Source organism: Pseudomonas fluorescens Q2-87, assembly GCF_000281895.1.
GTDB classification, from domain to species: Bacteria; Pseudomonadota; Gammaproteobacteria; order Pseudomonadales; family Pseudomonadaceae; genus Aquipseudomonas; species Aquipseudomonas fluorescens_S.
In genome coordinates, this window is the sequence record NZ_CM001558.1 from 1148649 (window position 1) to 1172521 (window position 23873).

At 59.7% G+C, this 23873-nt stretch carries 20 protein-coding genes; 12 read left to right on the forward strand and 8 right to left on the reverse strand.

The genetic code is table 11. The features are described 5' to 3' along the window. Positions 1 to 32: 32 nt before the first annotated feature. From PFLQ2_RS22465 to PFLQ2_RS22455, 4 genes are all read left to right on the forward strand, one after another. A complete protein-coding gene (locus tag PFLQ2_RS22465) occupies positions 33 to 515 on the forward strand; it encodes a CS1 type fimbrial major subunit (protein ID WP_003178429.1) in 483 nt (160 codons plus the stop codon). Between the two features lie 374 nt (positions 516 to 889). Continuing rightward, positions 890 to 1219 carry a hypothetical protein gene (locus tag PFLQ2_RS22460; RefSeq protein WP_225970857.1) on the forward strand — a complete coding sequence of 110 codons (330 nt, stop codon included), beginning with the start codon at positions 890 to 892 and terminating at the stop codon, positions 1217 to 1219. Positions 1220 to 1276: 57 nt separating this feature from the next. Then, a complete protein-coding gene (locus tag PFLQ2_RS27555) occupies positions 1277 to 1765 on the forward strand; it encodes a hypothetical protein (RefSeq protein ID WP_033045924.1) in 489 nt (162 codons plus the stop codon). A gap of 70 nt (positions 1766 to 1835) precedes the next feature. Continuing rightward, positions 1836 to 2312, forward strand: a complete 477-nt coding sequence (locus PFLQ2_RS22455; protein WP_033045925.1) for a CS1 type fimbrial major subunit — start codon at positions 1836 to 1838, stop codon at positions 2310 to 2312. A gap of 164 nt (positions 2313 to 2476) precedes the next feature. Here the strand turns inward: PFLQ2_RS22455 and PFLQ2_RS22450 are convergent, their stop codons facing one another. Both PFLQ2_RS22450 and PFLQ2_RS22445 read right to left on the reverse strand, forming a co-directional pair. Further along, positions 2477 to 5584 carry a transglycosylase domain-containing protein gene (locus tag PFLQ2_RS22450; RefSeq protein ID WP_003178439.1) on the reverse strand — a complete coding sequence of 1036 codons (3108 nt, stop codon included), beginning with the start codon at positions 5582 to 5584 and terminating at the stop codon, positions 2477 to 2479. A 259-nt stretch (positions 5585 to 5843) separates the two neighbouring features. Further along, positions 5844 to 6305, reverse strand: coding sequence for an REP-associated tyrosine transposase (locus PFLQ2_RS22445; RefSeq protein ID WP_003178440.1), 462 nt, complete (start codon positions 6303 to 6305; stop codon positions 5844 to 5846). Positions 6306 to 6884: 579 nt separating this feature from the next. Here PFLQ2_RS22445 and PFLQ2_RS22440 point away from each other — a divergent pair. The 4 genes from PFLQ2_RS22440 (at position 6885) to PFLQ2_RS22425 (ending at position 10037) form a co-directional block, all read left to right on the forward strand. After that, positions 6885 to 8306 carry an amino acid permease gene (locus tag PFLQ2_RS22440; protein ID WP_003178442.1) on the forward strand — a complete coding sequence of 474 codons (1422 nt, stop codon included), beginning with the start codon at positions 6885 to 6887 and terminating at the stop codon, positions 8304 to 8306. 215 nt (positions 8307 to 8521) lie between these two features. Next, a complete protein-coding gene (locus PFLQ2_RS22435; RefSeq protein ID WP_003178445.1) occupies positions 8522 to 8875 on the forward strand; it encodes a hypothetical protein in 354 nt (117 codons plus the stop codon). 32 nt (positions 8876 to 8907) lie between these two features. Beyond that, a complete protein-coding gene (locus tag PFLQ2_RS22430) occupies positions 8908 to 9309 on the forward strand; it encodes a glucosyltransferase domain-containing protein (protein WP_003178446.1) in 402 nt (133 codons plus the stop codon). Further along, on the forward strand, positions 9309 to 10037 hold the full coding sequence (locus PFLQ2_RS22425) for a hypothetical protein (RefSeq protein WP_003178447.1): 729 nt from the start codon (positions 9309 to 9311) through the stop codon (positions 10035 to 10037). The genes PFLQ2_RS22430 and PFLQ2_RS22425 overlap by 1 nt, the downstream gene beginning before the upstream one ends. Here the strand turns inward: PFLQ2_RS22425 and PFLQ2_RS22420 are convergent, their stop codons facing one another. The 6 genes from PFLQ2_RS22420 to PFLQ2_RS22395 form a co-directional block, all read right to left on the reverse strand. After that, complete coding sequence (locus tag PFLQ2_RS22420) at positions 10038 to 11657, reverse strand: FMN-binding glutamate synthase family protein (protein WP_003178450.1); 1620 nt, start codon at positions 11655 to 11657, stop codon at positions 10038 to 10040. 259 nt (positions 11658 to 11916) lie between these two features. Then, positions 11917 to 13323, reverse strand: a complete 1407-nt coding sequence (locus PFLQ2_RS22415; protein ID WP_003178451.1) for an ATP-binding protein — start codon at positions 13321 to 13323, stop codon at positions 11917 to 11919. Next, positions 13320 to 15122: a DAHL domain-containing protein gene (locus PFLQ2_RS22410; protein WP_003178453.1), complete on the reverse strand. Its 1803-nt coding sequence runs from the start codon at positions 15120 to 15122 to the stop codon at positions 13320 to 13322. The genes PFLQ2_RS22415 and PFLQ2_RS22410 overlap by 4 nt, the downstream gene beginning before the upstream one ends. After that, complete coding sequence (locus PFLQ2_RS22405) at positions 15119 to 16078, reverse strand: cytochrome-c peroxidase (protein ID WP_003178455.1); 960 nt, start codon at positions 16076 to 16078, stop codon at positions 15119 to 15121. Before PFLQ2_RS22405 ends, PFLQ2_RS22410 begins: the two co-directional genes overlap by 4 nt. Positions 16079 to 16120: 42 nt before the next feature. Beyond that, positions 16121 to 17995, reverse strand: a complete 1875-nt coding sequence (locus PFLQ2_RS22400; protein WP_003178456.1) for a putative bifunctional diguanylate cyclase/phosphodiesterase — start codon at positions 17993 to 17995, stop codon at positions 16121 to 16123. After that, positions 17992 to 20283 (reverse strand): GGDEF/EAL domain-containing response regulator, encoded by a 2292-nt coding sequence (locus PFLQ2_RS22395; protein WP_003178458.1) that lies wholly within the window; start codon positions 20281 to 20283, stop codon positions 17992 to 17994. Before PFLQ2_RS22395 ends, PFLQ2_RS22400 begins: the two co-directional genes overlap by 4 nt. Positions 20284 to 20510: 227 nt before the next feature. On the opposite strand from PFLQ2_RS22395, the gene PFLQ2_RS22390 reads away from it, so the two are divergent. From PFLQ2_RS22390 to PFLQ2_RS22375, 4 genes are all read left to right on the forward strand, one after another. Beyond that, positions 20511 to 21875, forward strand: coding sequence for an HD domain-containing phosphohydrolase (locus PFLQ2_RS22390; RefSeq protein WP_003178462.1), 1365 nt, complete (start codon positions 20511 to 20513; stop codon positions 21873 to 21875). A 218-nt stretch (positions 21876 to 22093) separates the two neighbouring features. Next, positions 22094 to 22510, forward strand: coding sequence for an NUDIX hydrolase (locus PFLQ2_RS22385; protein ID WP_003178465.1), 417 nt, complete (start codon positions 22094 to 22096; stop codon positions 22508 to 22510). Positions 22511 to 22527: 17 nt separating this feature from the next. Beyond that, positions 22528 to 23166: a LysE family translocator gene (locus PFLQ2_RS22380; protein ID WP_003178467.1), complete on the forward strand. Its 639-nt coding sequence runs from the start codon at positions 22528 to 22530 to the stop codon at positions 23164 to 23166. Beyond that, entirely contained in the window at positions 23163 to 23660 is a 498-nt protein-coding gene (locus tag PFLQ2_RS22375; RefSeq protein WP_003178470.1) for a GNAT family N-acetyltransferase, read from the forward strand. The genes PFLQ2_RS22380 and PFLQ2_RS22375 overlap by 4 nt, the downstream gene beginning before the upstream one ends. Positions 23661 to 23873: the final 213 nt, after the last annotated feature.

Here is a 23873-nt window from a genome sequence, read left to right on the forward strand (position 1 = left end):
CCGAACCGTCGCAGACGCCACAGGTAATCAAAATGTCCAAGCCATTGCTACACCCCCTCGCGTTGACCGCCCTGATGCTGCCCTGGGTCTCGGCCTGGGCAGCGGTCGAGCGGGAAACGTTCGAACTCCACGTGACCATCCCGACGGTGGATTTTTATGTGCTGCCCCTCGACCCGCAACTGGTCCAGCGCGAGCAACGCTTGCCGTTCAGTTCCATTACCAGCGAGCTCAGCCCGCTGCGGGCGACCTACGAGGTGAAAAACACCACCGGTGCCATCGGCGCGCGCTTGGCCGAGGAGGCTTATTTATCCAACGGCCGTGAGCGGATCGACTTGAAGGTGAAGTTCAACAACGTCGAACTGAACCTGGACTCGACCCAGGTCGTGACGGCCCTCGAAGCCAGGCCCGGCCGCCATGTGCCCCTGGAAATCGCCGCGATCAAGCCCGACGACGGGTACAGGTCGGGTGATTACTACGGCACGGTGCACATGGTGTTCGATGCCCTAGCGCCGTGAGTCTCCACAAGGGCTGGTGATGCTGATGGTTTTGTGTGGCGAGGGAGCTTGCTCCCGCTCGGCTGCGCAGCAGCCGCAAAGATGGCAAGTCAGAAGTTTCCATCTGGTTGGAAAAGCGGGGGCGGCTGCGCCACCCAGCGGGAGCAAGCTCCCTCGCCACGGGGGAGTTTGAATTTCGTTTTATTACTCAGAAGAGGTGTCAAGCAATGTTAAAAAAAGTGGTGCCCGTTACAGCCTTGGTTGCTGCAGTCCTAAGTCCTTCATGGGCATTGGCGGCTGATGATGCACGCACATCCATCCACATCACGGCGAACATTCCAAACAAGCAGTTTCATGTACAGCCTCGCAATCCGGATTTCGGCAGGGACGAATACATGCATTACGATCCGGTGAACAATACGCTGAGTTACGTGCGCCAGATCTTCGATGTAAAGAATACCGACGGCTCGGTCCATGCTTACATTCAGGAGGGCAGCGCTTATCTGAACAATGGCCGGATTGATATTCCATTGGCTGTGCTGTTCAACGGCGTCTACCTCAATGGAATGCCTCAAGAGGTAGTGGACGACGCCACGTCCACGCCTGGCACTCAGGTCGAGATGGTCATTCGCCCGACGGCCATGCCGGTCAATCGCTATGGGGGCGTGTACACCAGCCAATTCACCGTGATTTACGATGCCGTTCCACGGGTATCAGCCCTGTAGCGCGTAGTGCCACGGGGGAATATCCACTTCGTTTTATTACTTATAAGAAGATCGAGCATGTTTAATAAAATAGTGTCTGCAACTGCTCTGGTTGTTGCGATCCTGAACCCTTCGTGGGTGTTGGCAGCTGATGATGCACGCGCAGCCATCCATATCACGGCGAATATTCCGAATAAGCAGTTTCATGTGATGCCACGGGATCCGGAGTTTGGTAAGAACGAGTTTATGCATTACAACCCTGTGACCAAAAAGTTGTCCCCGGTGCGCCAAATTTTCGATGTGAAGAATACTGACGGTTCGGTTCATGCTTACGTTGAAGGAAACTCCTGGCTGCATGGCAAATATTCGATTCCCGTTGTAGTCGTGTTCAACAACGTCTTGCTACATCAGTTACCGCAGGAGGTGGTGGATGACGCCACGTCCACGCCCGGTACGACAGCTGAGATGCATATCTTCGCGCCGTTCCCGATTACTCCCAGCCTGTCCGGTTTGTACACCGGGAATTTCACCGTGGTCTTCGATGCGGTCCCTCGGGTTAGCCTGTAACTCACCGTGCCACGGGGAGTCTCCACTTCGTTTTATTACTAAAAGAAGAATTCAGCATGTTTAAAAAATAATGTCCGTAACAGCCTTGGCCGTTGCAGCCCTGAGCCCTTCGTTTGTGTGGGCGGCTGACGATGCGCTCGCCTCCATCCATATCACGGCGAACATTCCGAACAAGCAGTTCCACGTGCAACCACGCAATCCGGATTTTGGTAAAGATGAGTACATGTATTACAACACCGTAACCTATGACTTGAGCAGCATACGCCAGACCTTTGATGTGAAGAATACCGATGGCTCGGTTCATGCCTATCTTGATGGACGTTCTGTTTTGTCTAACGGTAGCGTGCTCATACCGCTGCGTGTCTTGTTCAACGACGTATTGTTGAGCGAGGTGCCTCAAGAAGTAGTGGATGACGCCACATCCACCCCAGGAACCCAGGTGGAGATGTTTATCCATGCGAGTCATTGGCCCATCCCTCGCACGCCTGGCCTGTACACCGGGAACTTCACCGTCATCTTCGATGCGGTACCCCGTGTAACCCTCTGACTTTGTGTGGCGAGGGAGCTTGCTCCCGCTGGGCTGCAAAGCAGCCCCCTCGAGGGCCACTCAATCATCCTGAACCACCGCGTCGCCAGGTTTTAGGGCCGCTGCGCGCCCCAGCGGGAGCAAGCTCCCTCGCCACATGTGTCTGCCCCTCTCACTGCTGTAATTCATTGCCGAGCCACCAACGGCTTGCACTGTGTATGGCTATCCGGTTGCAAGTAGGGCGACAGAAACGGCGCCATGCCCTTGAGCACTTGCACCGGCAGGGCCGAGGTGAATTTGAAGTTCTGCGCCGACACCCCTGGGACATAGGCGGTCAGGGTGCCGAAATGACTGTCTCCGATGTAGAACACAAAGGTGGCGGTGCGGTTGATCGATTTGGAGCTGAGGATGCGGCCACCCGCGCCGATGGCTTCGATGCGGTTGTCGCCGGTGCCGGTCTTGCCGCCCATGGCCAGCGGTGTGCCGTCGGCCAGTTTGAAACTGCCGGCCACGCGTTTCGCGGTGCCGGCATCCACCACTTGGGACAGCGCCCCGCGCAGGGCCTGGGCCACTTCCACCGGCATCACGCGCTTGCCGTTGTCCGGGTTGCTGACCAGTCGCGTTTCGTAGGGCGTATCGACGGCAAAGTCCAGGCTGTCGACGCGCAGCGCCGGTTGGCGGATGCCGTCGTTGAGAATGGTGCCCACCAATTCTGCAAGCGCCGCCGGACGGTCGCCGGAGCTGCCGATGGCGGTAGCCAGTGACGGCACCAGGTGGTCGAACGGGTAGCCGACTTTCTGCCAGCGCTGATGGATATCGAGGAACGCTTCGATTTCCAGCATGGTACGGATGCGACTGTCGCGGGCGCTCTTGTGCCGGCTCTTGAACAGCCAGCTGTAGACTTCCTGGCGCTCGAATTCACTCGCCTTGACGATCTGGCTGAACTTGGCGTCGGGGTTGTTCAGCAGGTAACCCATCAACCACAAATCCAGCGGGTGGACCTTGGCGATGAAGCCCTGGTCGGGCAGGTCATAGGCGCCTGGGCCATAGCTCTGGTAGAGCCGTTCCAGGCGTTCGTCGGTGAGTTTTTCGCTGCTCTTGACCGACTTGAGGTGTGAGCGCACGAACAGGTTGAAGCTCTCCTGGCTGTCGCCGGGAAAGAAGTAGCGGTGCACGGCGGCCAGGCGGATTGCCGTGGGGTGCATGCTGTCGAGGAAGGTTTCGAGGCGCTGGCCGGTGTCCTTTTTCTGGTACTTCTTCCAGAACTTGAGCAGGAACGAGGTGCCTTCGCGGTCGGCGAACTGGGCCAGGTACTCTTGGCGGCGCGGGTCTTGGTCGTCCTTGAGCAACTCGGCGCTGGCGTCGGGCCCGGCGTAGGTGGCGTAGCGCACCAGGTCGCGCATCAGGCGGATGAACGGCAGGTTGATCGACTCGCGCAGGGAGTCGCGCAGGGTTGGGTTGCGGCCGTTGTCCTCGCTGCGGAAGTTGTGGAAAGTGTGCAGCCCGCCACCGGTAAAAAACGCCTCGCCGGGGCTGGCGGAATAGGTACGGTCCAGTGCGGCTTCGAGCATTTTCGGCAGGCTGCGGTCGGTGTTCTGGATCAGGTAGTCGACGGCCCAGCGAGAGAGGCGGTCCTGTTCGGCGATCTCGGTTTTCTTCAGTTGCGCCGGGGTCTGCTGGCCGTAACGATCGTGAAGCTCGGCGATGATCTGCAGGTACGTGGTCAGTACCCGCAACTTGGCGGTGGAACCCAATTCCAGTTTGCTGCCTTCATTGATATCGAAGGGTTGGTCGGTGCTGTCGGTTTGTACTCGCACGCGGGAGCCGTCGGGGGTCAGCTCCAGCAGGGTGAAGCTGTAGCGCACCTGGGTGGTGCTGGTGGGGGTCAGCAGGCGTTCGCCCATCAGGCCGATCTCGGCGGCGAACGCCGGGTCGGCCAAACGCTTGAGGTATTCGGTGGCCTGGGCCTGCAAGTCGCTTTGCAAGGTGCTGGTGGCGGAGAGGTCCAGGCGATCGAGGTCGTACAGCGGCCGGTTGAGCAGCGTGGCGAGGCGGCTGCGGGCGGCGCTGATGCCTTTGTTGGTTTCGATGGGTTGGATGGTGGGTTGCTGCACCCAGTCGCGGTAACTGACTTTACTCGCCAGGGTCGCTTCGGCCAGGGCGGCATCGATGACGCCGTTTTGCGCCAACAGGCGGACGTGGCTGTCGGTCAGGCGCGCCAGTTCGTCGCGGCCCTTGGACAGGTAATGGGACGGGCGGCGCTGGGCGATCATCAACGAGAGCATCTCGCGCAGGGCCAGGCCTTTGTCCGCAAGGCTCTTGGGATCAGTCGCGGTGCTGGACAGTTGTTCGTTGGCCCGGTTGAAATCAGCGCCGTACCAGACCCGCAAGCCTTCCGCCATGCCATGCACTTCACCATGCCCGGGCACGGCGGAGAGCGGCACGCTGTTGAGGTAGTCGCGGATGACCCGTTGCCGTGCCTCGAGGGTCTGCGGGCCGGCCTGATAAGCGCGCACGCTGGCGGAGATCATCTGGCGGATTTTCTCCGCGCCCGACACGGTGAGGCCTTCGGGGGAGTGACGGTATTTTTCCAGTTGTGTCGCCAAGGTACTGCCACCGGCGGATTGCCCCGGCAAACTCAGCAACTTGGCCACCTGCGACCACGCCGCCATGCCGAAGCGCGGCCAGTCCACCGCGGGGTTTGCCAAGGGTTGCTTGGGGTCGAGCAGGAAGCGGTTCTCGATGAACAACAGGCTTTGCACCACCACCGGCGGGATCGCGTCGAAATTGGCGTACAGCTGCTGCGGGTACTTGAACTGATACACCGGTGCGGCGCGGCAGTCAGTGATGGTCAACCCCGCCTGGATCTTTTCGGCGTAGGGCACGAACAGGCCTTTCTTGACGTAATCCATCAGGGCCGGTGAGAAACGGGCCTGGGCCTGGATGACGTAGTCGCGTTTGAGCAAACGCGGCAAAAACTCCCCCAGCGAGCTGTAGCCCAACCGCCGATCGAACGGGCCGGCACCCGGGTAGACGATGGCATCGCTGGGCCCTGGCTGCACCGAATAGTTCAGCGACGCGGCGTACTTGCTGATCTCCCGGGCCTGGAACCGCGACGTGCGCATTTCCTTGGCCACCGCCAGGCCGACCACCACCACGACGATCAGCAACAACAACCAGAACGCCCGCCAGCCATGCCGTGCGCGGCGAGTTTTTTTGGGTGAAGGCGCTTCTTCCATACGTTCAGTCGGGACCACAGGTTTATTCGAATCGGTTTGCCACAAAGCGCCCATAGTCGACTGATCCATTAAGCAGATTGATCGGACTTGCTTGAAGCTTAGACGGTGGTTGGCGTGGGGGAGGGGAAATTGTGGGCGGATGTCATTGCCGGTCTGGCTGACTGATTAGCTGAATGGCTGAATGATTAACTGACTGACTGGCTTTTGTGGCGAGGGAGCTTGCTCCCGCTCGGCTGCGCAGCAGACGCAACCGGTGCATGGCTGAAGCGTTTGTTGTGGGTGGGAAAGCGGGGGCGGTGGTTTCAAATAGCGATTAGGTCCATGCAGTATCCCAGTGGGGGTAATCGCCAATATGTTCCACCAGCCCAGCGCGAACAGGATTGTCGGTGATGTAGTCGGCAGCGGGGCGAAGGGATTGGTTATCGCGGATGGCGCAATCGTGGAAGCCGCTTTGCCAGAAGGCACCGTTTCTGTTCATGGCTCGATTGATTGCAAGCGTGCTGCGAGATTTGATGATCTGCATGACCTGAGAGAGCTGGGCTCGTTCCAGTTGCACCAGCCAATGTAGATGGTCGGGCATCACAACCCAGGCGAGCGAGTTGACCAGACCTTGCTCATGAGCCAGACGCATTTCTGCAATCAACAAGCGACCCAGTCGCAGGTCTTCGAAAATAGGCACGCGTTGATGAACGATCGTAGTGACGAGGTAACCTCGCCCACGCTCCGAAGAGCGTCCACGACGCAGCCGATGAGAGTTTGGACGTAGAGGACGCATTCCTTGGCTTCCTGTGGTTGGGGTGTCCATTTACGGTAGCTTCGTCCACGACAATCCGATGCGCTGATGACTGAGCGACTTTTCCGAAAACACTGTAGTACTCGTGGCGAGGGAGCTTGCTCCCGCTGGGTGGCGAAGCCGCCCCTGCTTTTCCAGTCGTTGGAAATCGAGGGCTGCCATTTTTGCGGCTGCTGCGCAGCCGAGCGGGAGCAAGCTCCCTCGCCACAAGGGCAGTTGTGTCTGTGAGGCCCGTGCTAGAGCCATCTATCCCTCCCCAAGCATGACGCTGCACCCTCGCTGTGCGATACTCGAGGCCGTGATACAAAGCGGCTGAATCCAAGGTAATGCATCTCCAGAATCACTGTTCCTGTTGAAGCTATCCCTGAATTTCCCCGCTTTTATAGTGAATCTCTCTATCCCTGGCTTTTTATACTGCACGTCCCGCTGATCCTTAGGCTGTTGTTCCAAAGGACGGCCTGTCCACGAGACAGGTCCGGTTTCGGCAAGGTGGCAGGCTTACCGGCCTGCGGCTTTGGAGACCCGGTGGTCAATCCAATAACAAGACGAGGTTGTATCCCTATGCCTGTCGGCAATCATCTGCGCCATGGCGAGACCGCTCAGGGTGGTCCGCTCAAACGTGAACTCGGCGAGCGGCATATCCGCCTGATGGCCCTCGGCGCCTGCATCGGTGTCGGGCTGTTCCTCGGTTCGGCCAAGGCCATCGAAATGGCCGGCCCGGCGATCATGCTGTCCTACATCATTGGCGGCCTGGCCATCCTGGTGATCATGCGCGCCCTCGGTGAGATGGCCGTGCACAACCCCGTGGCCGGTTCGTTCAGCCGTTACGCCCAGGACTACCTCGGCCCGCTGGCCGGCTTCCTGACCGGCTGGAACTACTGGTTCCTGTGGCTGGTAACGTGCGTGGCGGAAATCACGGCGGTGGCGGTGTACATGGGCATCTGGTTCCCCGACGTCCCCCGCTGGATCTGGGCTCTGGCCGCACTGGTCAGCATGGGCTCGATCAACCTGATCGCAGTCAAGGCCTTCGGTGAATTCGAATTCTGGTTCGCCCTGATCAAGATCGTGACCATCATCGCCATGGTCATCGGCGGCGTCGGCATCATCGCCTTCGGGTTCGGCAACGACGGCGTGGCCCTGGGCATTTCCAACCTCTGGACCCACGGTGGCTTCATGCCCAACGGCGTACAGGGCGTGTTGATGTCCCTGCAAATGGTCATGTTCGCCTACCTGGGCGTGGAAATGATCGGCCTCACCGCCGGCGAGGCGAAGAACCCGCAGAAAACCATCCCCAATGCCATCGGCTCGGTGTTCTGGCGGATCCTGCTGTTCTACGTCGGCGCGCTGTTCGTGATCCTGTCGATCTACCCATGGAACGAGATCGGCACCCAAGGCAGCCCGTTCGTGATGACTTTCGAGCGCCTGGGCATCAAGACCGCCGCCGGCATCATCAACTTCGTGGTGATCACCGCTGCGCTGTCATCCTGCAACGGTGGCATCTTCAGCACCGGACGGATGCTCTACAGCCTGGCGCAGAACGGCCAGGCCCCAGCCGGCTTCGCCAAGACCTCAACCAACGGCGTCCCGCGCCGCGCCTTGCTGCTGTCCATCGCCGCCCTGCTGTTGGGCGTACTGCTCAACTACCTGGTGCCGGAGAAAGTCTTCGTCTGGGTGACCTCCATCGCCACCTTCGGCGCGATCTGGACCTGGGTCATGATCCTGCTGGCCCAACTCAAATTCCGCAAAAGCCTCAGCGCTTCGGAACGGGCGGCGCTGAAATATCGCATGTGGCTGTACCCGGTCAGCTCGTACCTGGCGCTGGCATTTTTGGTGCTGGTGGTGGGCCTGATGGCGTACTTCCCCGATACGCGCGTGGCGTTGTATGTCGGCCCGGCGTTCCTCGTATTGCTGACTGCACTGTTCTATATCTTCAAGTTGCAGCCAACCGGCGAAACCCGAAGCTCGGTGCGGTCAGTGTCGTAAATTAACCGCGATGTAAAAAGAGAGCCCCAGTCAGTGACTGGGGCTTTTTTATTGAACTGTGATTGACCGTCCGTCGAAGACTGTACCTGACCTGTAAGTTCTGACAGTAGACCTGCATCGGACCGCAGCCTAGCTTGAAAGCTCGCCAGCAGAGGAATGGCAAGGCGCCAAGATGAAAGATCTATCCGTACTGATGGCGATTGCACGAGTAACCTATGCGAATAACAAAAGTACTTAGCGAAAAAGAGGTGCTATTGTTTTTTACGATAGCTTCTTTTTTGTACGTATACCCTATTATCCATGCCGATTACGCCTATGTAGACGATAGTTGGCGAGAATTACTGGCGATCGATGACTGGTGGAGAATTCACGGCAGAGTGCTGGCTGAAATGCTTGCGAAGCTTATGGCGTTTAACAACGCAACCATTAATATTTTCCCGCTTCCATTATTGATTGCTACTTTTGCACTTGCCTATGCGATGACGAGACTGACGTTAAGGTATTTTCCTCGACCCGAGTGGACGGCGTGTCTCGTGATGCTCCCGCTGCTCTGTAATCCTTTTTTTTAGGTAACATCAGTTTCCAATATGATGGGCCGGGTATGATGTTGGCGGTTGTGGCTGCTGTTTTTTCTATCACCTGTCGTGTCCGCAATAGTTGCCTGCGAGGGTGCGTGTCGGCTATTTTAATAACAGTGCTGCTGAGCATCTATCAACTGGTCATCACAATTTTTATTGGGTTGTGCTGTATGGAGTGTTTGTGGAATGTCAGGAACGGCAAGCCGGCGCGGGAAGTGTTGAGAGAAATTGGGCAGCGCGGTTTACAGCTCTCCTTCGGAGGGTTTCTTTATTATTTTACCGCTTTCAAACTGACGAGCGACAGGCGCGGCTCGCTGGCGGAATTCGATTCGCACTGGCTTGAGGAGGTCGTCAGGAAATTTAAGTTCTCTATGGAAAAAGTGTTCGAGTTGATTAACGCCGGAAATGGATTTTTTCTATTTTAATGGTGGTCGTAGCCGGTGTGGGATATGTTCTGGTCATCAAGAACGTTTTAGCAATGGCCGGCGGTAGGGGCGAAAAAATTTTAGTGCTGGGGGCCTGTTTATGCGTACCGCCGGTGCTGATTGTTTGTATCCCTGGTCCGATGTTATTCGTGCTGGACCCTGTTTTGGAAGCTCGGGACTATCTGGGATTTTCTGTAGTGTTGTTTTTGTTGCTGCTGATGAATCATGAGGTTCTGGGGCGTGTTGGGTATAGGTTGCGAATGCTTTTGGTGATACCCGTTTTGGCAATGTACTCATTTGGCTACGGCTATGGGCAAGTTCTTGTCGCAAAAAAAGAGCTTGAGACGGCCGTGGCAATGTTTGTAGCTTATGACATTGTTGCAACAGAAGAATTTTTCAACTCCCCTGTGCTTTATTATGTTGAACCCCCTGCTGATGGAAAATGGTTGCCCAAAGCGCAGGGTGCCATAAGTTATATGCCGGCGTTGCGATACCTTTTGAGCAGCTCCAGTATGGTGCTCCGCCCAAATACTTTACCTCAGTACGGTATTAATAATGTGGTTTCAGAGAGGCGCGCCGCTTTTGATGCGGCGACGGCTGAGGGCAAGACGTATAGGCGGGTGGTAGACAGGAAGTTCTATTCATTTTATGTCACTGATTCAGGTGATTTTATTGTCATGAAAGATTTAACGGGTTCCGAAGGGTACATCAGGGGATGGTGGCGATAGTTACGCAGCCACCACCTCCCGCGGCTCAAAACTATCCGCCCGCGCCATCTGCCACATCCGCGAGTAAAACGCCCCGTTGACCTCACCCGTCAGCAACTCCCCCGGCTTCAAAAACACATGCAACTGGGAAAACAATTTGATCTCGGTCGCCGACATGCGCCGCACCAAATGCTTGGGCTGCAATTGCGAAGGGTGCTCCAGCCCAGCGGCGGCGAGCATTTCGGCCAGGGCCTTGAGGGTGTTGCGGTGGAAGTTGTAGACCCGCTGGGCCTTGTCCGGGACGACCAGGGCGCGTTGGCGCAGGGTGTCCTGGGTGGCGACGCCGGTGGGGCATTTGTTGGTGTGGCAGCTTTGAGACTGGATGCAGCCGATGGCGAACATGAAGCCGCGGGCGGCGTTGGCCCAGTCAGCGCCGATGGCCAGGACGCTGGCGATGTCGAAGGCGCTGACAATCTTGCCGCTGGCGCCGAGCTTGATCTTGTCCCGCAGGTTCAGGCCCACCAAGGTGTTGTGCACGAACAGCAAGCCCTCGCGCAGCGGTACGCCGATGTGGTCGGTGAACTCCACAGGCGCGGCGCCGGTGCCGCCTTCCTTGCCGTCGACCACGATGAAATCGGGCAGGATGCCGGTTTCCAGCATGGCCTTGGCGATGCCCATGAATTCCCAGGGGTGGCCCAGGCAGAACTTGAAGCCCACCGGTTTGCCGCCGGACAGTTCGCGCAATTGCTGGACGAACTGCATCAGCTCGATCGGTGTGGAGAACGCGCTGTGGCAGGCCGGTGAAACACAGTCCTCGCCCATGAGAATGCCGCGGGTCTCGGCGATTTCCCGGGTGACCTTGTGCTTGGGCAGGATCCCGCCGTGGCCGGGTTTGGCGCCCTGGCTCATCTTGATTTCGATCATCCGCACCTGCGGGTTCTGTGCCTGGACGGCGAAGCGTTCGGGGTCGAAGTGCCCGTCGCTGGTACGGCAGCCGAAGTAGCCGCTGCCCAGCTCCCAAGTCAGGTCGCCGCCGTGTTCGCGGTGGTAAGGGCTGATGCTGCCTTCACCGGTGTCGTGGGCGAAGTTGCCCAGCTTGGCGCCTTGGTTCAAGGCGCGGATGGCGTTGGCGCTCAGGGAGCCAAAGCTCATGGCGGAGATGTTGAACACTGACGCCGAGTACGGCTGGGTGCATTGCGGGCCGCCGACCGTGACGCGAAAACCGCTGGGGTCGCTCAGTGGGGCGGGGCGCATGGAGTGGCCGATGAACTCGAACCCAGTCTGGTAGACGTCGATCAAGGTGCCGAAGGGTTTGTCGGCGCTTTCGTTCTTGGCCCGGGAGTACACCAGCGAGCGTTGGGCCCGGGAAAAGGGCAGGGCCTCGCTGTCGGATTCGAGCAGGTACTGGCGGATCTCCGGGCGGATGCCTTCGACCAGGTAGCGGATGTTGCCCAGGATCGGATAGTTGCGCCGTACCGCGTGGCGGCTTTGCAACAGGTCGAACAGCCCCAGCAGGCTCAGCAGCCCGGTCACCAGGGCGATTGGCCAGAGCCAGTCATGCTGCAGGAACGGCAGGCTGATGAGGGTGAAGATCACACAGCCGGCAAAGAAGGCGTAACGACTCAGCAGCGACAGGCTCATGCGGTTTCCTTGGGATTGGGCGCTTGGTGGGGGGTATGGTACTCAGGAACACGAGCCTTGTGGTGGACATGATGAAACCCAATCCCGTGGCGAGGGAGCTTGCTCCCGCTGGGGCGCGCAGCGGCCCCGAAACCCGGCGACGCGGTGGATCAGATTGAACGCGTGGCGTTTGAGAGAGGGGGCTGCTGCGCAGCCCAGCGGGAGCAAGCTCCCTCGCCACGGGTGTGTCTGGCTCTGAACGATCGATGTTCCAGGCTCTTCAGCCCGCCTGTTTCATCTGCCGCATCGGCAGTTCCACGCGAAAGGTGGTACCGACACCGACTTCGCTGCGCACGGTGATGTCGCCGTGGTGTTTTTTCACGATCCCGTAGGACAGCGACAGCCCAAGCCCCGTGCCCTGGCCGACGGGCTTGGTGGTGAAGAATGGGTCGAAGATTTTCTGCAGGGTTTCCGGCGGGATGCCCGAGCCGTTGTCGGTGACTTCGATCCACACGCTTTCGTCCATCACGCCGTTACGCAAGGTGATGGTGCCGCGCTCCGGGCCGATGGCCTGGGCGGCGTTGACGATCAGGTTCATGATCACCTGGTTGATCTGCGACGGCAGGCATTCGACTTCCGGCAATGGACTGTATTGCTTGATCACGTCGGCCTTGTATTTGATTTCATTGGCGACGATGTTCAGCGTCGAATCGATGCCTTGTTGCAGATTGGCCAGCTGCCACTCCTGATTGGAATCGACGCGGGAGAAGTCCTTCAGGTCCTTGACGATTTGCCCGACCCGGGCGATGCCGTCCTTGGTTTCCTTGATCAGCACCGGAATGTCTTCGACCAGGAAATCCAGTTCCACCTGGTCGCGCAGCTTTTTGAGCTGCATCACCTGTTCCTGCGAAGCAATGTCTTGCTCGGCACTGCCATAAGCCGTGAGCATTTCCTGGAGCTTGCCGAAGTAGCCATCCAACGCCCCCAGATTCGAAGAAATGAAGCCGATCGGGTTGTTGATTTCGTGAGCCACGCCGGCCGCCAACTGGCCCAGCGAGGCGAGTTTTTCCGACTGCACCAGCTGGCTTTCGAGCATCTTGCGTTCGTCGATTTCCATTTGCAGCAGCTCGCTGGCCTGCTTGAACGCCTGGGTGCGCTGCTCCACCAGGTCCTCGAGCTTGTTCATCTTCAGGCGGGCCCGGGAGGTCATTTCCCATTTGGTGGTCAGGGTGTTGGCCATCTGCTGGACTTCGATGTTGTCGAAGGGTTTCTTCAGGATCAGCAACCGATCATGGCCGTTCAGGCGATCGAGCAGTTCGTCCCAGGAATAATCCGAATACGCGGTACAGACCACGACCTGAAGCTGCGGGTCGTGCTTCCAGAGCTCTTCGATGGTCTTGGCCCCATCCCAGCCTTCGGGCATGCGCATGTCGACGAAGGCCAGGGCATAAGGGCGTCCTTTCGCCGCGGCTTCCAGCAGTTTCCTCAGGCCTTCCTGGCCGCCGTAGGCCGAATCGAGCTCGAACACCGTGGCGGCAGGCTTCGGCGCATCGCCGAACAATGCGCTTTCCATGTCCTGCAAATCGGCGTTGGTTTCATCCTCTGGCGTGAGGATCTTGCGAAAATCGTCATGAATGGCGGGTGTATCGTCGATCAGCAAAATACGGCGGTTACTCAGGCTATTCATGGCTCACCTTCTGCGAGTTTCAGGGGCAGTTGCAACTCGAACGTCGCTCCTGTGCCTGGCCCCTCACTGTGAGCGGTGAGGTGGCCGTTCATTTCAATCGCTGCCAATGCGCAGCTGTGCAGGCCGAAGCCGTGACCTTCCTTACGTGTGGTGAAACCATGGGCGAAGATGCGCGTCATGTTTTCCTCGGGAATGCCTTCGCCTTCGTCCCTGACGCTGATCTGTAAGGTCTCGCCGTCGACGACCGAGGCCCTCAACGTAATATTCCGCGCATGGTTGGAAACCCCCGCCATGGCGTATTTGGCGTTGCTGATCAGGTTGATCAGGATCAGCAGCAATCGGTGCTTGTCGCCCATGATCCTTGGCACCTCGCCGTATTCCTTGATCACCGTAACATGATGGCGGGTCAGGGCGCCGGAGTTCATGCGCAGGGCGTCTTCGAGCAGTTCGCTCACCACCAGCGGTTCCAGCAGGCTGTTGGCGCCGGCATAGGATTGCTGCGTGGAGACGATGTCCTTGATGTGGTCCACGCTCTTGCTCAACTGGGCCAGTTCCTCGGTCAGGCCTTGCTGCTCCAGCGCGATAGCCTCGACCAGTTGGTTGAGATAACCCGGCAGCAGCTTGCCTTTCGTGTCCTCGGTGAGGAAGTGCCCCAGGTCATCGGCGTGTTCATTGATCAGTTGCATCGCCTTGGCCAGGCCAAGGGCTTTGCTGCTGCGCAGTTTGCGGCTGACCAGGTCGGCGGAGATGTTCACGCTGTTGAGCACATTGCCGACGTTATGCAGCACGTTGGTGGCGATTTCCGCCATGCCGGCCTGGCGGGCGGTGTCCATCAGTTCGCTCTGGGTGTCCTTGAGCTGGCGGGTGCGCTCCTCGACCCGTTGCTCCAGTTCGTCGTTGGCCGTTTGCAGGGCGTTGTTGACCCGCTTGATTTCGGCAAAGCTGCGCACCAGTCGGATCGCCAGCCAGATCAGGATCAGCACCAGGAACGTGGCGAACACCAGCAGGTAGACGTGGTTACGCTGATGCTTGGCGGCGGCTGTTTCCTGATCCTTCTCCAACAGGCTGGTGATGGTGTCCAGGCGGCTCGCCACGGACACGGCCTGGATGTTCTGCAACAGCTCGTTGACCCGCGGTTGCTCGCGCAGGATCAGCGCAATGTGCCGGCGCAGGATGTCGACAGAGCCCTGGAGTTTCGCGGGCAAGCGCTCCTTGTTGATTTCCAGCTTGTTCAGGCCAAGCAGGACTTCGGCGGCAATTTCGGGGGTGGTGACCTGGGCGAACTCCATGCTGCTGAGCAGCAGGTCGTAGGTTTCGATGGCGACGTTCTGCAGTTGCAACCTGTCCGTATCCGACAGCCGTGTGAACTCGCCCTGGATGTCGTCTTCGGCGGTGGGCAGGAAGGCCAATGAGTTGCGCAGCACCGCGTTGTGGGATTTGAACTGCTCCACCAGCCGGGTTTTTTCCTTGATTGCCTGCAAGTAGTCATTGCGCAGGCTTTCCCAGAGTGTGGCGGCATGGCGGCCCGGGACCGACTCGATGGCGTCGAGGCGTTGCCACAGGCCATTCATCTCATGCAGGGGCGAGACCAGGGGGTCGTAGTTGTGGCTCAAGGCTACACGGGCCTTGAGCACTTCATTGTCCCAGATCGCATCCTGCTGCTTGAGCAGGCGGACCAGGTCCCGGGCTTCGATATAGGAAGCGGCTTGCTGGGCGCCCGTCTCGACGTACATGAACAGTAGGATCGAAGCCAGTAACAGACCGATGAACGCCAGGCCGAAGCGTCTCAGAGTGGTCATAGAGGCTTGCCCTCCCATTCGCCGGTCAGGGTCTTGAGGAATTCAACGATCAGCTCCGTATCCTTGCCGGCCGGTTCGCGTCCCAACTGGTACTTGAACATCACTTCCACCGCGCGTTCCAGGGTCGGTGCCGACCCGCTATGGAAATACGGCGCGGTGATGGCCACGTTACGCAGGCTGGGCACCTTGAAGACCTGGCGATCCGCTTCGTCACCCGTGACGTTGAAGCGTCCTTCATCGGCCCGGGTGGGGTTGCCCCGGTCTTGGATGTAGTCACCCATGACGCCGAATTTCTGGAACATGTTGCCGCCGATGTTCACGCCCTGGTGGCACGCGATGCAGCCGTATTCCTTGAAGCGCTGGTAGCCGAACTTTTCCCGTGGGGTCAGGATGTCGGTATTGCCTTGCAGGTACTGGTCGAAGCGTGAATGAGGCGTCTGCAGGGTGCGTTCGTAATCGGCCAGGGCGCTGCGGATGCTGGCCTCGCTCACTCCCTCGGGGTAAGCCTCGGAAAAGTCCTTGGCATAGCCCGAGTTGTCGGCGATGCGCTTGACCACCGTTTCCCAGGTATTGCCCATCTCCGTGGGGCTGATCACTACGGTGTGCACCTGCTCTTCCAGGGTGTCGACGCGACCGTCCCAGAACTGGTGGAAGTTCAGGCTGGCGTTGAATACGGTCGGCGTGTTGACCTCCACGGGTTTGCCGTCGAAGCCCAGGGAAAGCGCCTTGTCGTCGGCACCGCCCTTGTCCAGGCGATGGCAGCTGGCGCAGGACAAGGTGTTATTGATCGATAGCCTTGGATCATTGAACAACCGCTGGCCCAGTTGGACGCGCTTGGGGTCGAGGGCAGGAACGGGTGGCAGTGGCTTGAGCGGTTCGTCCAGCGGCTCGGCGTGAACGCTCACGCTTGATCCCACGAGCAGGGCGAGAGCCAGAATCAGTCCATGTGACGCCATGGGATGCTTTCCTTGAAACTTTGGTTGAGGAAACTCGGGTGTTCACGAAAACGGGTTCTGGCGTAGCTCCCACTCAGTCATCCATTGGGCGAAGGCCTGGGGCTCCACCGCTTTGCTGAAGTAGTACCCTTGGGCCTCCTCGCACTGGTGGACCTTGAGAAACTCCAGCTGCTCACGGGTCTCCACGCCTTCGGCGATGATGTGCAGGTTCAAGCTCTTGCCCAGGCTGATGATCGTACTCACCAGTTTGGCGTCGTTGCTGTCGATGCTCAGGTCGCCTACGAACGACTGGTCGATCTTCAATACGTCCACCGGAAATTTCTGCAAATAGCTGAGGCTTGAATAGCCTGTGCCGAAGTCGTCGATGGCCAGTCGTACTCCCAACTGCTTGATGGCCTTGAGGATGCCGACGGTGGTATCGACGTTTTGCATCAGCACGCTTTCGGTAATCTCCAGTTCTAACTGTGTCGGGTCCAGGCCGGTTTCCTTGAGGGTGCGGGCGATGCCTTCGACGAAGCCGCGCTGGCGAAAGTCGATGGCCGAAACGTTGACCGACAGGTACAACGGGCGCATCCCCTCGGCCTGCCAGCGGCAGGCTTGTTGGCAGGCTTCCTGGAGCACCCATTGGCTCAGCGGCACGATCAGCCCGCTGTCCTCGGCCACCGGAATGAAATCCGAGGGATAGACCATGCCTGTATCCGGTCGATTCCAGCGCACCAGCGCTTCGACGCCGACCACTTTGCCGCTCGTCAGGTCGAGCTTGGGCTGGTAGTGCAGCAAGAACTCCTTGCGTTGCAGTGCCAGGCGCAAGCCCGATTCGATGGTCTGTTGCTGCCGGGCCCGGCGGTTCATGTCTTCGGTGAAGAATCGGTAGTCGTTGGGACCGTTCTCCTTGACGTTACGCATCGCCGTTTCGGCTTTCTTGATCAGCGCCACCGCGTCGAAACCGTCGGTCGGGTAGACGCTGATGCCCAGGCTCGCGGTGACGGTCAGGTCATGGCCGTCGATGGGTTGGGGCGCGCTGATGGCCGCCAGCAACTTGTCGGCCACGCCCTTGGTCTGTTGCGGGTCGACGACGTCTCCCAGCACCACCACGAACTCATCGGAGCCATAGCGGAACACCGAATCGGATTCGCGCACCACGGTCGCCAGCACCCTGGCGACCCGCTTGAGCATTTCGTCGCCCACCGGATGCCCCAAAGCGTTATTGATGCGCTTGAAACGGTCCAGGCCGATGAACATCACCGCCAGTTGCCGGTCGTGCCGGCGGCACTGGGCCATGCTCTGGGTCAGGCGATCGCCCAGCAACATGCTGTTGGGCAGCTCTGTGAGCACGTCGTATTGCAGCAGGTGCGAGACCTTGAGCAGTTCCTGGACGCGCTCTTCTATGGTGCGCTCCAGGCTGCGCATTTTTCTCGCCGCATCCTGGGCCAACTGCCATTTCCAGGTCATGGCACTGGCCATCTGGCGAATTTCCAGGGTGTCGAAGGGCTTCTTGAGAATCAGCAACTGATCGTCGAACTCGATCCGTTCGGACATGGTTTCCCAGGAGTAGTCCGAGAACGCCGTGCACAACGCGATCTGCAGGCGCGGGTCGGCCTCCCACAGCCGCTCGATGGTTTGCAGGCCGTCCCAGCCCGGTGGCATGCGCATGTCGGCGAACACCAGCGCATAAGGCTGGCCTTCGGATTGGGCGCGCTTGACCAGTTCCAGCGCCTCTTCACCCTGATAGGCCGAGTCGATCTGGAATTGCAGGCGACTGACCTGGGCCGTGCCGAACAGCAGGCTCTCGGTGTCGTCCAGCGAATCGTCGACACCGGCGCTGGGGCTGAGGATCTTGCGAAAGTCCTGGTGGATTGCCGGTGTGTCATCCACCACCAGGATTCGCCGGTTGGCAGGTACCGACATCGGGTTCATGGGATGCTCTCCGATAGCTGGCTCGGCGGCCGGGTCCAGTTGTCCGTCACCGGGACGATGCTGCCGGCCTTGAGCAGTTCGGCGGCCTGGCCGCTGTCGACCACGGTGCTGAAATAGTGCCCCTGGGCCTGCATCGCCCCGCCGCTGGACATCAGCGTGGTGCGTTGCTCCTGGGTCTCGACGCCTTCGGCAATGATGCCGATGCCCACGTCCCGGGCGAAGTTGATGATCGCCCGCAGGGTCGTGGCGTTCTCGGGGTCGGCGTTGGCGCTGTCGAGAAAACGCTGGGCAAGCTTGAGGTGGTTGACCCGATAAGTCTTGAGGTAATCGAACGAGGAGTACTCGGTGCCGAAGTCATCGATTGCAATCTGCACGCCCAGTTCACACAGGCGCGGCAGCACATCGTTGTGGGTCCACTTGGTCTGGGCCAGGGTCGCCTCGGTAACGTCGAAACGCAGGTCCCAGGGTGCAAGCTCCCAGCGCGCGGTGGTGCGCAGCACGTCGTAGATCAGTTCCGGGCCGGTCTTGAGTTGGGTCAGCGACAGGTCGATGGCGATCACCGGCGGCGCCATGCCCTGGTCGCGCCATTGGCGCATCTGCTGGCAGGCCTGGTCCAGCACCCAATGGCCCAGGCCGATGATGATGCCGGTCTTCTCGGCGGCCGGCATGAATGACTTCGGTTCCAGCCAGCCACGTTGGGGGTGGTTCCAGCGCACTTGCACGCCCATGCCGAGGATCTTGCCGGTGCCGAGGTCGACTTCGGGCAGATAATGCAGGTGCAGTTCGTTGTTTTCGATGGCTTGGCGCAGGTCACTGGCCAGGGCGACCCGGTCCGTGACTTCCTGGTTGATCTCCTCGTTATGGAAATGGTACTGGTTGCGGCCTTTCTCCTTGGAGCGATACAGAGCCATGTCGGACTGCGCCATCAGGCTGTCGGCGCTCAGGCTCTGTGGGGTATACAGGGCAATGCCGATGCTCACGGAAATCCGCACGTCGTTGCCGTCCAGCGAGTAGGGCGCCACCAGCGTGTCGCGAATCTTCGCCGCCAGCGCGGCGCAATGCGTGGCCTCATGGACGTCCAGTTGCAGGATGGCGAATTCGTCGCCACCCAGGCGCGCCACCACGTCGTTTTCCCGGGTACAGGCCTTGATCCGCGCAGCGACTTCCTGCAGCAGCAGGTCACCGATGGGATGGCCCAGCGTGTCGTTGATTCGCTTGAAGTGATCCAGGTCCAGGTAAAACATCGCAAATGGCGCGGCTCCCCGGCGCGCCGCGGCGAAGGCCTGGTGCAGGCGCTCGATCACGGTGGCGCGGTTGGCCAGCCCGGTCAGGCCGTCGGTGCGGGCCAGCAGGGCGATTTTCTCTTCGGCCAGCTTGCGTTCGGTGATGTCCAGGATGATGCCTTCGACCTCAAGCAGCAGGCCCTGCTCGTTGCGCACCGGAATGTAGCGGTTCTCCACCCAGCGGAACGTGTCGTCGCCGGTGCGCATGCGGAACTCGATCGAGGCGCCCGCGTTGTCCCGGTCCAGGACGCGGACCATGGCTTCGTCGACTTTGCCCTGGTCATCGGGATGGATCAGGATCTGCGCCCAGTCCGGCGCGTTGATCAGTTGCGCCGCGACATGGCCGAACTTGGTGATGTTATGGGAGATGTACATCAAGGCGAACGGCGGCTCGCCCCGCAGGCGATAAAGGATGGTCGGGCTGTTCTGCACGATGATATTGGCGTCGGCCAGCTCACGGGTGCGCTCCTGCACCGCCCGTTCGAGCATGTCCATTTTCAATGCTGCGTCTTCGGTCATCTGCCATTTGACGGTCAGGGCACTGGCCATCTGACGGATCTCGATGGCATCGAAGGGTTTTTTCAGGATGAGCAGGCGATCGCCCAGGTCGAGGCGCTGGGCGATGTCTTCCCAGGAGTAATCCGAATAAGCGGTGCACAGCGCCACTTGCAGCTTGGGGTCGGCGCGCCACAGCCGTTCGATGGTCTCCAGGCCATCCCAGCCGGGGGGCATGCGCATGTCGATGAACGCCATGGCGTAGGGTTGCCCCTGGGCGAGCGACGACTCCACCTTGTTCAGGGCCTCCATGCCCTGGAAGGCTGAATCCAGCACGAAGTTCTGGGCAGAAACCGCTATTGGCTCGCCGAACAAGGCCGCTTCGGCACTGCTCAGGCCGTCCTCTGGGTGCGAATCGGGGCTGAGGATCTTGCGAAAATCCTCATGGATCGTCTGGGTGTCATCGACGATCAGGATCCGCCGATTGGTTTTCTCCATCGGCAGGCTCATGGCCGTACGCCGCGAAGATGCTGATTAAAGAAACGTGGGCACATCTGATATCCCTTTCGCTGGCATGAGCATTCTGGCCTGTACTTGGCCCTTCATGGGGTACAGCATAGTCGTCTCATCGGGATGCGCCGGTCGGTGATGGCAAATTGTTTCTAAATTTTCGCAATCTACTAGCCTGTCTTTTGGAGGTAAGGTAGAACGGTTGTCGTGAACAGGAGGGGGTTGTAATGGAAGATCAGACGCCGGACGTTCCGGTTAATAAGCCCACGGTGTTGTTGGTCGATGATGAAGAGTCGATCCTCAATAGCCTGCGGCGGTTATTGCGCAGCCAGCCGTATGAAATCCTGTTGGCCGACAGTGGCGCCAAGGCCTTGGAAATCCTCAAGGAACGGCCGGTTGACCTGGTGATGACCGATGCGCGCATGCCCAACATGGACGGCGCGACGCTGCTGGCACAGATCCGCAAGCTCTATCCCTCGACGCTGCGCATCCTTCTCACCGGTTACGCCGACGTGGACATGATGACCAAGGCCATCAACGAGGGGCAGCTCTATCGCTACCTCAGCAAGCCGTGGAATGACGAGGAACTGGTGCAGGCCCTGCGCCAGGCCCTGGCCCACCAGCATTCCGAAAGCGAGCGCCAGCGCCTCGAAGCGCTGAACCGCGAGCAGAACCAGCAACTCAAGACACTGAACGCGACCCTGGAAAAGCGCGTGGCCTCGCGTACTTCCGAGCTGCAACAGACCGCCGACATGCTCGACCTGGCCTATGACGAGCTCAAGCGCAGCTATGTGACCAGCACCGAAGTGTTCTCATTGATCGCCAACCTGCGCCTGCCCAAGGCCAAGCAGACCAACCGGCAGATCATCGAGCTGATCAGGGTTTACAGCCGGCTGCATTTCCTCGACGAATCCACCGACCGCGACCTGACCATGGCCGCGGCGCTCTACAACATCGGCAAACTGAGCTGGACCGACAACATGATGGTCACGCCTGCCGACATGCTGCATCACAGTGAGCTCGATCTGTACCGGGCCTATCCGAAGCAGAGCGAGTCGCTGCTGATGACCCTGGATCCGATGAAAGACGCGGCGCGGATCATCCTGCATCACCAGGAGCGTTGGGACGGCAGCGGCTTCCCCGATCGCCTCAAGGGCGAGGCTATTCCGTTCGGTTCGCGGCTGCTGAAGCTGGCGGTGGACTTCATCGAACTGCAACGTGGGCTGATCCTCGAGCGGCAGATGAACAGCGATGAAGCACTGGTCTACATCCGCAACTACGCCGGCAAGCTGTACGACCCTGCCTTGATCGAGGACTTCATCAAGGCGTGCGGTGAATACCTTGAAGATGTGACCTTGTCCGACCCGATGGTGCAGGTCATGAGCACCCGGGAACTGGAGGCCGGCATGATCCTGGCACGCAACCTCAACGCCGACAACGGCATGCTGCTGCTCAATGCCGGCAAGGTCCTGAACGGTCCGCTGGTGGATAAACTCATCGCCTTCGAATCGATGGAAGGAGCCCGGTACAGCGTGTTCGTCAAGAAGCCGGAGGAAGAAGATCCTTCGGTGCCGAAGCCGATTTTGGGGTGAAGCGGATTTGACGAGCGACGCAATCCTCCCTGTGGGAGCGGGCTTGCCCGCGAAGGCACAATGTCAGTCGATACATTGGGTGACTGATACGCCGCTTCGCGAGCAAGCCCGCTCCCACAGGGGGATGTGTATGGGGCCAGATCCGGCGCCAGGCTTTGCTCCTGCCGCCAGGGTCTGTAACCTTCCTGGCATTTTTCTGCCCAAGGCTTCGACCCTCCATGAGCACTTCCATCATCCGCATCGCCGCCGCCCTGTTGATCGGGCCGGACGGTCGAACCCTGCTGGTACGCAAGCGCGATACCCTGGCTTTCATGCAACCGGGCGGCAAGATCGAGGCCCATGAACAACCGGTCCAGGCCCTGGCCCGGGAACTGGATGAAGAGCTTGGACTGAAGATCGACCCGGCCCAGGCCCGCTATCTGGGGCCGTTCAGCGCCCAGGCCGCCAACGAGCCGGGTTTCATCGTGCAGGCTGAAGTGTTTTTGCTGAACATCGACGCTGTGGTTTCTCCCGCCGCCGAAATCGAGGAAGTCCGCTGGATCGACCCGGCGGGTGACGGCGGTCTTTTCCTGGCGCCGTTGACAGGGCAGGTGATCCTGCCGTTCTATCGAGCCACACATCCCGTGACCTGCTGACTCAAGGATTGATGCTCATGATTGCGTTGTCGGACCTGCTGATTTTCGCCGCTGCCGCCTTGCTGATGGTGCTGACACCCGGCCCGAACATGATCTACCTGATTTCCCGCTCGATCTGCCAGGGCCGCAAGGCCGGGGTCACGTCCCTGCTGGGGGTGGTGGCGGGGTTCTTCGTGCACATGTTCGCGGCGGCGGCGGGGCTGACGGCGGTGTTCCTGGCGGTGCCCGTGGCCTATGAAGTATTGAAATGGGCCGGTGCGCTGTACCTGTTGTGGCTGGCCTGGCAGGCCGTGAAGCCGGGCGCACGCTCGCCCTTCGAGGCCCAGCAACTGCCGGCCGATTCGACGCGCAAGCTGATCACCATGGGCTTTCTCACCAGCGCCCTGAACCCGAAGATCGCGGTGTTCTATCTGTCGGTGTTCCCGCAGTTCATCAGCCCGGAACACGGTTCGCTGTTCAGCCAGAGCCTTATCCTGGGGCTGACCCAGATCAGCGTCAGTTTCAGCGTTAACCTGCTGATTGCCTTGTTCGCGGCGGGCATTGCCTCGTGGTTCGTCCACAACCCCACCTGGCTGGCTGCGCAGCGCTACTTCATGGGCTTTGTCCTGGGGGCGCTGGCGCTGCGCCTGATGCTTGAGCAGCGGCGTTCGGTGTGAACATTCGACGGCTGCGGGCCGTGGATGCCCAGGCGTATCGCCAACTGATGCTCCAGGCCTACGCGCTTCATCCCCAAGCCTTCACCTCCAGCACCCGCGAGCGGGCCGCGTTGCCCATCAATTGGTGGGAATCGCGCCTGACCAGCCGGCTCGATGTGTTGTTGGGGGCGTTCGTGGAGGAAGAGCTGGTGGGTATTGTCGGGCTGGCCCTGGAACCTCGGGAAAAAGCCCGGCACAAGGCGCTGTTGTTCGGTATGTACGTCACCGAGGCCCATTGTCATCGGGGGCTCGGTTATCAACTGGTCCAAGCGGCGATCGATGAAGCCCGCCGCCATGCCTTTTTGCGCCTGGTGCAACTGACCGTCACCGCCGGCAACGACCCGGCCGTCAAGCTCTACCAACGCTGCGGCTTCGTGCTCTACGGCCTCGAGCCCCAGGCGATCCGCGTGGGCGACGAATACTTCGACAAAATCCACATGTGGCTTGAACTCTAAAACCTTTCATGACCGTTGAGCTTTTGTGGCAAGGGGGCTAAAGCACTGCGGATCCCCCCTGTGGGAGCGGGCTTGCTCGCGAAGGCGGCGTATCAGTCGCAAGCAGCGCTGCCTGACCCACCGCTTTCGCGAGCAAGCCCGCTCCCACAATGGATTTGTGCTGTGAACACGATCAATGCCACCCAGCAAATCCCTGTGGGAGCGGGCTCGCTC

Bases quoted from the DNA above. Each gene is read 5' to 3' on its own strand.
- PFLQ2_RS22460 (WP_225970857.1), top strand. From the start codon at position 890: ATGCATTACGATCCGGTGAACAATACGCTGAGTTACGTGCGCCAGATC.
- PFLQ2_RS22465 (WP_003178429.1), top strand. From the start codon at position 33: ATGTCCAAGCCATTGCTACACCCCCTCGCGTTGACCGCCCTGATGCTG.
- PFLQ2_RS22435 (WP_003178445.1), top strand. From the start codon at position 8,522: ATGCGAATAACAAAAGTACTTAGCGAAAAAGAGGTGCTATTGTTTTTT.
- PFLQ2_RS22430 (WP_003178446.1), top strand. From the start codon at position 8,908: ATGATGTTGGCGGTTGTGGCTGCTGTTTTTTCTATCACCTGTCGTGTC.
- PFLQ2_RS22410 (WP_003178453.1), bottom strand. From the start codon at position 15,122: ATGACCACTCTGAGACGCTTCGGCCTGGCGTTCATCGGTCTGTTACTG.
- PFLQ2_RS22390 (WP_003178462.1), top strand. From the start codon at position 20,511: ATGGAAGATCAGACGCCGGACGTTCCGGTTAATAAGCCCACGGTGTTG.
- PFLQ2_RS22420 (WP_003178450.1), bottom strand. From the start codon at position 11,657: ATGAGCCTGTCGCTGCTGAGTCGTTACGCCTTCTTTGCCGGCTGTGTG.
- PFLQ2_RS22425 (WP_003178447.1), top strand. From the start codon at position 9,309: ATGGTGGTCGTAGCCGGTGTGGGATATGTTCTGGTCATCAAGAACGTT.
- PFLQ2_RS22400 (WP_003178456.1), bottom strand. From the start codon at position 17,995: ATGAACCCGATGTCGGTACCTGCCAACCGGCGAATCCTGGTGGTGGAT.
- PFLQ2_RS27555 (WP_033045924.1), top strand. From the start codon at position 1,277: ATGTTTAATAAAATAGTGTCTGCAACTGCTCTGGTTGTTGCGATCCTG.
- PFLQ2_RS22440 (WP_003178442.1), top strand. From the start codon at position 6,885: ATGCCTGTCGGCAATCATCTGCGCCATGGCGAGACCGCTCAGGGTGGT.
- PFLQ2_RS22445 (WP_003178440.1), bottom strand. From the start codon at position 6,305: ATGCGTCCTCTACGTCCAAACTCTCATCGGCTGCGTCGTGGACGCTCT.
- PFLQ2_RS22415 (WP_003178451.1), bottom strand. From the start codon at position 13,323: ATGAATAGCCTGAGTAACCGCCGTATTTTGCTGATCGACGATACACCC.
- PFLQ2_RS22380 (WP_003178467.1), top strand. From the start codon at position 22,528: ATGATTGCGTTGTCGGACCTGCTGATTTTCGCCGCTGCCGCCTTGCTG.
- PFLQ2_RS22450 (WP_003178439.1), bottom strand. From the start codon at position 5,584: ATGGGCGCTTTGTGGCAAACCGATTCGAATAAACCTGTGGTCCCGACT.
- PFLQ2_RS22395 (WP_003178458.1), bottom strand. From the start codon at position 20,283: ATGAGCCTGCCGATGGAGAAAACCAATCGGCGGATCCTGATCGTCGAT.
- PFLQ2_RS22455 (WP_033045925.1), top strand. From the start codon at position 1,836: ATGTCCGTAACAGCCTTGGCCGTTGCAGCCCTGAGCCCTTCGTTTGTG.
- PFLQ2_RS22405 (WP_003178455.1), bottom strand. From the start codon at position 16,078: ATGGCGTCACATGGACTGATTCTGGCTCTCGCCCTGCTCGTGGGATCA.
- PFLQ2_RS22385 (WP_003178465.1), top strand. From the start codon at position 22,094: ATGAGCACTTCCATCATCCGCATCGCCGCCGCCCTGTTGATCGGGCCG.